Below are 6222 nucleotides of genomic sequence, written 5' to 3' on the forward strand. Positions count from 1 at the left end.
GGTGGCCGCGCGGGCGGGCACCGGCACCAACCAGGAGGCCGTCCGCCGCCACAACCTCGGGACCCTGCTGCGCCACGTGCACGACACCGGCGAGGTGAGCCGTGCCGAGCTGACCGGCCGGATGGGGCTCAACCGCTCCACCATCGCCGGGCTCGTGACCGAACTCGAGGGCCTCGGACTGGTCGGCCACGCCTCCCCCGCCGCCGAGCGGCGGGGGGCGGGCCGGCCCTCGGCGGGCGTGCGCATCCTGGACGACGGCCCGTACGTCGTCGCGGTCGACCTCGCCGTCGACCACGCGGTGGCGGCCGGGGTCGGCCTGGGCGGTCGCATCGGACACCGCGCCACTGCCCCGATCTCGCACGACACCGAGGCCTGGCAGGTGGGGGCCAGCGTCGCGGCGCTGGTGCGCCAGGTCGTGGCTGCGGCGCCCCCCGGCGCCCCACTGCTGGGCATCGGCGTGGCCGTGCCCGGCATGGTGCGACGCAGCGACGGCCTGGTGCGCCAGGCGCCGAACCTGGGGTGGAGCGACGTGTCGTTCGGCTCCATCGTGCTGGCGGCCCTCGACCTCGACGTGCCCATCTTCCTCGGCAACGACGCCGACCTCGGGGCGCTGGCCGAGCACCGGCTGGGCGCGGCCGTGGGCGTCGACGACCTGGTCTACCTCTCGGGCAACGTCGGCGTCGGTGCCGGCGTGATCACCGGCGGCCTACGTCTCGTGGGTGCCGCGGGCTACGCGGGCGAGGTCGGCCACCTGTGCCACGACCCCCTCGGCGCAGCCTGCCACTGCGGCAGCCGCGGCTGCTGGGAGACCGTGGTCGGGGCACCGGCGATCGCCACGGCGCTGCGCACCTCCACCGAGGCGGCGCGGCTGAGCGACGTCCTCGAGGAGCTGACCGTGGCGCCGCGCGAGCTGCGGCCGATCGCGCTCGAGCTGGGCCGGGGCCTCGCGGCCGTGGTGAACATCTTCAACCCCAGCGTCGTGGTGCTCGGCGGCTACTTCCGCCCCCTCCTGCGCCTGGCGCGCCCCGAGGTCGCCGCCGGTCTCGCCGAGCGCGCGCTGCGACCGGCCGGCGACGCAGTGCGCCTGGCCCTGCCCGGGCTCGACACCGACTCGGTGCTGCTGGGTGCGGCCGAGATCGCCATGGAGCCGGTGTTCGTCGACCCCGTGGCGAGCCTGGCCGCCGCCGTCAACGACGCTCCCGCGCACCTCGCCGGCTGAGAGCCGCCAGCACTCCCCTCCCCGGGACCGGGGACTTCGATCGGAGCGGGGCTCAGGGGAGGTCGGCCGCACCGGCGAGCAGGGCCTCGAGGGAGCGCTCGGCGGCGCCGGTGGCGGCAGCCTCGGTGCCGAGGCGGCCCAGGCGCAGCTCGGGCACCGCGAGGTGGCTGGTCGCGAGCGCGGCGGTGAGCTCGGCGGCGGCCGGCTGCAGGACGAGCCCGCCGAGCGGCACGAAGTAGCCGCCCAGCACGATCGCGCGGGGGTCGAGGACGCCGCTCACCACCGCGAGCCCGCGGCCGAGGCGTCGTCCGAGCTCGGTGACAGCCGCCCGCACCGGGGCGGAGTCGGCTGCGGCGGCGACGACGCTCGCCGCCGTCTCGACCGGAGTGCCGCGCTCGGGGAGTCCGGTGGCGGCGAGCAGGGCGTGCAGACCCACCGAGGCCTCCCAGCAGCCGGTGCGCCCGCACCCGCAGACCGCGTCGGGGGCACCGATGGGCAGGTGACCGACCTCGCCGGCGAAGCCGCGCCCGCCCCGCACCAGCCGCCCGTCGTCGATGACGCCGGCACCGATGCCGACCGTGCCCGTCAGGTACAGCAGGTGGACGACGCCGCGCCCGCTGCCGTGGCGCAGCTCGGCCACCGCCGCACAGTCGGCGTCGTTGCTCACGCGGGTGCGCCCGGGGGTCGCGAAGGCGGCGTCCACGAGCTCGGCCACGGCCTGCGGGGCGCCGAGGCGCAGGTTGGGGGTCCAGCGCACCGAGCGGTCGTCGTCGCCGACGAGGCCGGGCAGCGCGACGGTGGTGCCGGCGAGGGCGAGATCCGCCGCGCGAAGCCACGCGGCGGTCTCGGCGGCCACGGCCCTGAGTGCCTCGAGGGTGTCGAGGGCGCCACCGCCGTCGCTGCTCGCGATCGCCCGGGTGACGGCGTGGCGGGTGACGCCGGCGAGGTCGACCACGGCGGCGGCGACGTACTCGACGTTGACCTCGAAGCCCACGCCGACGGGACGACCGCCCTCGAGGGTGAGGCGCAGACCGGGGCGACCCCGCTCCCCCGGGCGGGCGGGCTCGGAGAGCTCGCGCAGCGCACCGGCCGCGGTGAGGTCGGCCGCGATGACGCCGACGGTGGCCTTGGCCAGACCGGTGCGGCCGGCGAGCTCGGCGCGGCTGGCCGGCCCCCCGGACCGCAGGGCCTGCAGGACGAGGGCGGTGTTGCGACGGCGCAGCACCTCCGCCCCGCCCGGCGCCCCCGGCGCCCCCGGCAGCCCGGGCGCCCCGGGCGGCGTGGCGGCGCCGGGCTGCGCGGGGGTGCCGGAGGAGCCGGGAGCGGGCGCCACGCGTCAGCCGCGCACGCCGTAGAGGAACTCCAGCGCCAGCTGGTCGAGCTTCTCCATCGCGACCTCGCGGCGGCCCAGCGCGGCGACCGCGTCGGCGTCAGGGAGCTGCCACTGCAGCAGCTCGCGCCAGCCCTCGCCGTCGTCCAGGGTCGGCTGGGCGAGCTCGGGCAGCTGCGCCTCCTCGAGCGCGGCCTGCACCTCGGCGTCCGCGCGGAAGGCGTGCACCTTGTCGCGGAGGATGAGGTAGTTGTCGATGCAGGCGCGGGCCGAGGCCCACACGCCCGCCTCGGTCTCGGGACGCACCGGCTTGTAGTCGAAGTGCACCGGGCCGTCGTAGCCGCCGGCCACGAGGGTGTCCACCACCCAGAAGGCGCCGCGCACGTTGCCCGCGCCGAAGCGGAGGTCCTGGTCGTACTTCGGGCCGTTCTGGCCGTTGAGGTCGATGTGGTAGAGCTTGCCCTGCCACAGCGCCTGGGCGTAGCCGGCCGCGGCGTTGAGACCGGCCATCTCCTCGTGACCGATCTCGGGGTTCACGCCCACGAGCTCCGGGCGGTCGAGGGTCTCGATGAAGGCCAGCGCGTGGCCCACCGTCGGCAGCAGGATGTCGCCGCGGGGCTCGTTGGGCTTGGGCTCGATCGCGAAGCGCAGGTCGTAGCCGTTGTCGACGACGTACTCGCCGAGCAGGTTGAACGCCTCCTGGTAGCGGTCGAGCGCGGCCGGGACGTCCTTGGCCGCGCCGAACTCCGTACCCTCGCGCCCGCCCCAGCACACGTAGACCTTGGCGCCGAGCTCGGCGGCGAGGTCGAGGTTGCGCATGACCTTGCGGATCGCGAAGCGACGCACGGTGCGGTCGTTGGAGGTGAAGGCGCCGTCCTTGAAGACGGGGTGGCTGAACAGGTTCGTGGTGGCGGTGGTGACCACCAGACCGGTGTCGGCCAGGCCCTGCTTGAAGCGGGCGATGATGTCGTCGCGGGTGGTGTCGTCGGCGCCGAACGGGATGAGGTCGTCGTCGTGGAAGTTCACGCCGTAGGCGCCGATCGAGGCGAGCTGCTCGAGGGCGTGCACGGGGTCCATCGGCGGCCGGGTGGCGTCGCCGAACGGGTCGCGCGCCTCCCAGCCGACGGTCCACAGACCGAAGGAGAACTGGTCGGCCGGGGTGGGCTCGGGGACGGCGGTGGTGCGGGTCACGAGGGGTTCCTCATCTCTGTGGTGGCGGGTGCGGGTGGTCCGCGGTGCGGTGGTCGGGGTGGGGCGGTCGTCGGTGCTGTGGTTGCTGGGCCGGGTCAGGCGAGGCGGTCGCGGAGCGCGGCGTAGCGCTCGCGCACCGCTCGCACCTCGGCGTCGGGCGCCTCGGCGGGCAGACGGGCCTCGGTGGGCACCGTCCAGGCCGGCGGTTCGGGGGTGCCCGCCAGGGCCCAGGCGGCCTGGCGGGCCGCGCCGAGCGCGACGTACTCGCCCGGGGCCGGGCAGACGATCTCGCGTCCGAGCAGTGCGGGAGCCAGCGCGCGCACCGCCTCGTTGCGGGCGGCGCCGCCGGTGAGCAGGACCCGCTGCGGCTCCACCCCCGTGTGGACGACGAGCGCGTCGACGGCGTCCGCGAGGGAGCAGAGCAGGGCCTCGACGGCGGCGCGGGCGACGTCCTCGCGGGTGGTGGCGGGAGTCAGGCCGCTCCAGTGGCCACGCGCGCTCGGGCGGTCGGGGGTGCGCTCGCCGCCGTAGTAGGGCAGCAGCGTGAGGCCGCCCGAGCCGGGCGCTGCGGCCAGCGCGAGGCGCGCGAGCTCGGCGTGGTCGACACCGAGCAGCCGCGCCTGGAGGTCGAGGATGCCGGCGGCGTTCATCGTGGTGACCATCGGCAGGTAGGCGCCGCGGGCGTCGGCGAAGCCGGTGACGGTGCCGGTGGCGTCGGCGATCGGGGCGGTGGCCACCGTGGAGGCCACGCCCGAGGTGCCGATCGAGACCAGCACGTCGGCCGGCGTGAGGTCGAGGGCGAGCGCGGCGGCCATGTTGTCACCGGTGCCGGCGGCGACGACACGGCCGTCGGCCGTGTGCGCGGCGACCTCGCCGGGGGCGACGACGCGCGGCAGCTCGGCGTCGTGGCCGAGGGCCTGCTCGAACAGGTCGCGGCGCCAGGTGGCGGTGCGGGCGTCGAAGTAGCCGGTGCCCGAGGCGTCGCCGCGGTCGGTGAACACGGGGGTGCCGGGCGCGGCGAGGTGGGCCGAGAGGTAGTCGTGCGGCAGGAGCACCGAGGCCACGCGGGCCGCCGCCTCGGGTTCGTTCTCGCGCAGCCAGCGCAGCTTCGTGCTGGTGATCGAGGCGACGAGCACGCTGCCGATCGCGTCCGCGCACGCCTGGCGCCCGCCCATCTCCTCGATGAGCGCCGCCGCCTGCGGGGCGGAGCGGGTGTCGTTCCACAGCAGGGCATCGCGCACCGGCTCGCCGTCGGCGTCCAGCGCGACCATGCCGTGCTGCTGCCCGCCCACCGCCACGGCGTCCGCGCGCCCGAGCAGGCCGGCGGTGGCGTCGTCCACGGCCCGGAGCCAGCTGCGGGGGTCGACCTCGGACCGGGCCCCGCTCGGGTGGGGCACGGAGCGGGAGTCGACGATCGTGCCGTCGGCGGCGTCGACGAGCACGGCCTTCGTGGACTGCGTCGAGGAGTCGACACCGAGGATGAGAGGCACGTCACCCATTTTGTGCGAGTCTCGAACTAAGTCAAGGGGGCGGGCGGCTGTTTGTCGGTCCACCAACAGATTTCGTCGGCTTCTCGCCGCAGATGGGACCAGATGTGTTGGTACGTCGTGGCCCCGTGGCATCCCCCGGCGGCTGGGTACCGCCGGGGTCACCCGAGATCACCGAGCCCGTGGACGACGAGCCGCGGGCACCGCGAAGGAGCAGCAGCGATGAGCACCGACCCCACCACCGAGGCGGAGTCCTACGACGAGTACAGCGTCGACGACGAGACCCAGCTGCAGCCCGAGGACACCCTGCTCGAGCCCGACCCCGCCACCGGCGTCGACGACCCGCTCGACCGCGGCTACACCGCGCCCGAGAAGTGGTCGGCTGCCCAGCGCTACGGCAACACCCCCTGGGAGCAGGCCCACGACCGCCCGCTCGATGACCGCCTCGCCGAGGAGGAGCCCGAGGTCGAGGGCTTGGGCGAGCCCGCCGACGGAGCCGAGGACGACGGCGTCCCCCACGAATCGTCCGACGGCTCCCCCGAGGGCGAGCGCGACGCACCCGAAGAGATCGGCCAGGTCGGCGGCGAGCGCGCCGGGCGGCTCGTGGCGGGCGACGGCGTGGGCTACGAGGCCGACGACGTCGCCCACGACCAGGACGTCGTGGCCGAAGACCTCGGCATCGACGGCGCGGCCGCCAGCGCGGAGGAGGCGGCGATGCACGTCGTCGACCCCGACGAGGACGACGCGCTCGACGGCTGAGGCCGTCGTCCACGCTCGCCCAGGAGGGCCCGCGGGCCTGAGCGTCGGCACTTGGCACGCGTTGCTGGCACTTGGCACGTGTTGCAACGCGTGCCAGGTGCAGGAATCGCCGGTCGACCGGCGATTCCGGCACGCCGGCGCGCCCGCCGCGGCGTCCGCGCACCCGCACGGCCAGCCCCACCGCGCGGGGGTCGGAGGTCGGGGCGGGGCAGACGCCGGGGAGGCGGGCGAGCGGG

5 protein-coding genes are annotated in these 6222 nt (G+C 76.0%); 2 read left to right on the forward strand and 3 right to left on the reverse strand.

Annotation, left to right across the window (positions count from 1 at the left end; translation table 11 throughout):
• The first annotated feature begins 1 nt into the window (after position 1).
• Positions 2–1219 (forward strand): ROK family protein, encoded by a 1218-nt coding sequence (locus tag ACERUN_RS14550; RefSeq protein ID WP_370290750.1) that lies wholly within the window; start codon positions 2–4, stop codon positions 1217–1219.
• 52 nt (positions 1220–1271) lie between these two features.
• Here the strand turns inward: ACERUN_RS14550 and ACERUN_RS14555 are convergent, their stop codons facing one another.
• From ACERUN_RS14555 to xylB, 3 genes are all read right to left on the reverse strand, one after another.
• Positions 1272–2552 (reverse strand): ROK family protein, encoded by a 1281-nt coding sequence (locus ACERUN_RS14555; protein ID WP_370290751.1) that lies wholly within the window; start codon positions 2550–2552, stop codon positions 1272–1274.
• 3 nt (positions 2553–2555) lie between these two features.
• Positions 2556–3740, reverse strand: coding sequence for a xylose isomerase (gene xylA, locus ACERUN_RS14560; RefSeq protein ID WP_370290752.1), 1185 nt, complete (start codon positions 3738–3740; stop codon positions 2556–2558).
• Positions 3741–3835: 95 nt separating this feature from the next.
• Entirely contained in the window at positions 3836–5239 is a 1404-nt protein-coding gene (gene xylB / locus ACERUN_RS14565; RefSeq protein ID WP_370290753.1) for a xylulokinase, read from the reverse strand.
• 210 nt (positions 5240–5449) lie between these two features.
• Here xylB and ACERUN_RS14570 point away from each other — a divergent pair, with 210 nt between their 5' ends.
• Positions 5450–5986: a DUF5709 domain-containing protein gene (locus tag ACERUN_RS14570; RefSeq protein WP_370290754.1), complete on the forward strand. Its 537-nt coding sequence runs from the start codon at positions 5450–5452 to the stop codon at positions 5984–5986.
• The last annotated feature ends 236 nt before the right edge of the window (positions 5987–6222 follow it).

Origin of the sequence: Nocardioides sp., assembly GCF_964229035.1 — a bacterium.
Taxonomy (GTDB): Bacteria; Actinomycetota; Actinomycetes; order Propionibacteriales; family Nocardioidaceae; genus Nocardioides.

Excerpts from the sequence above, each read along its gene's own strand:
- xylB (WP_370290753.1), bottom strand. The coding sequence starts at position 5,239 with ATGGGTGACGTGCCTCTCATCCTCGGTGTCGACTCCTCGACGCAGTCC.
- ACERUN_RS14570 (WP_370290754.1), top strand. The coding sequence starts at position 5,450 with ATGAGCACCGACCCCACCACCGAGGCGGAGTCCTACGACGAGTACAGC.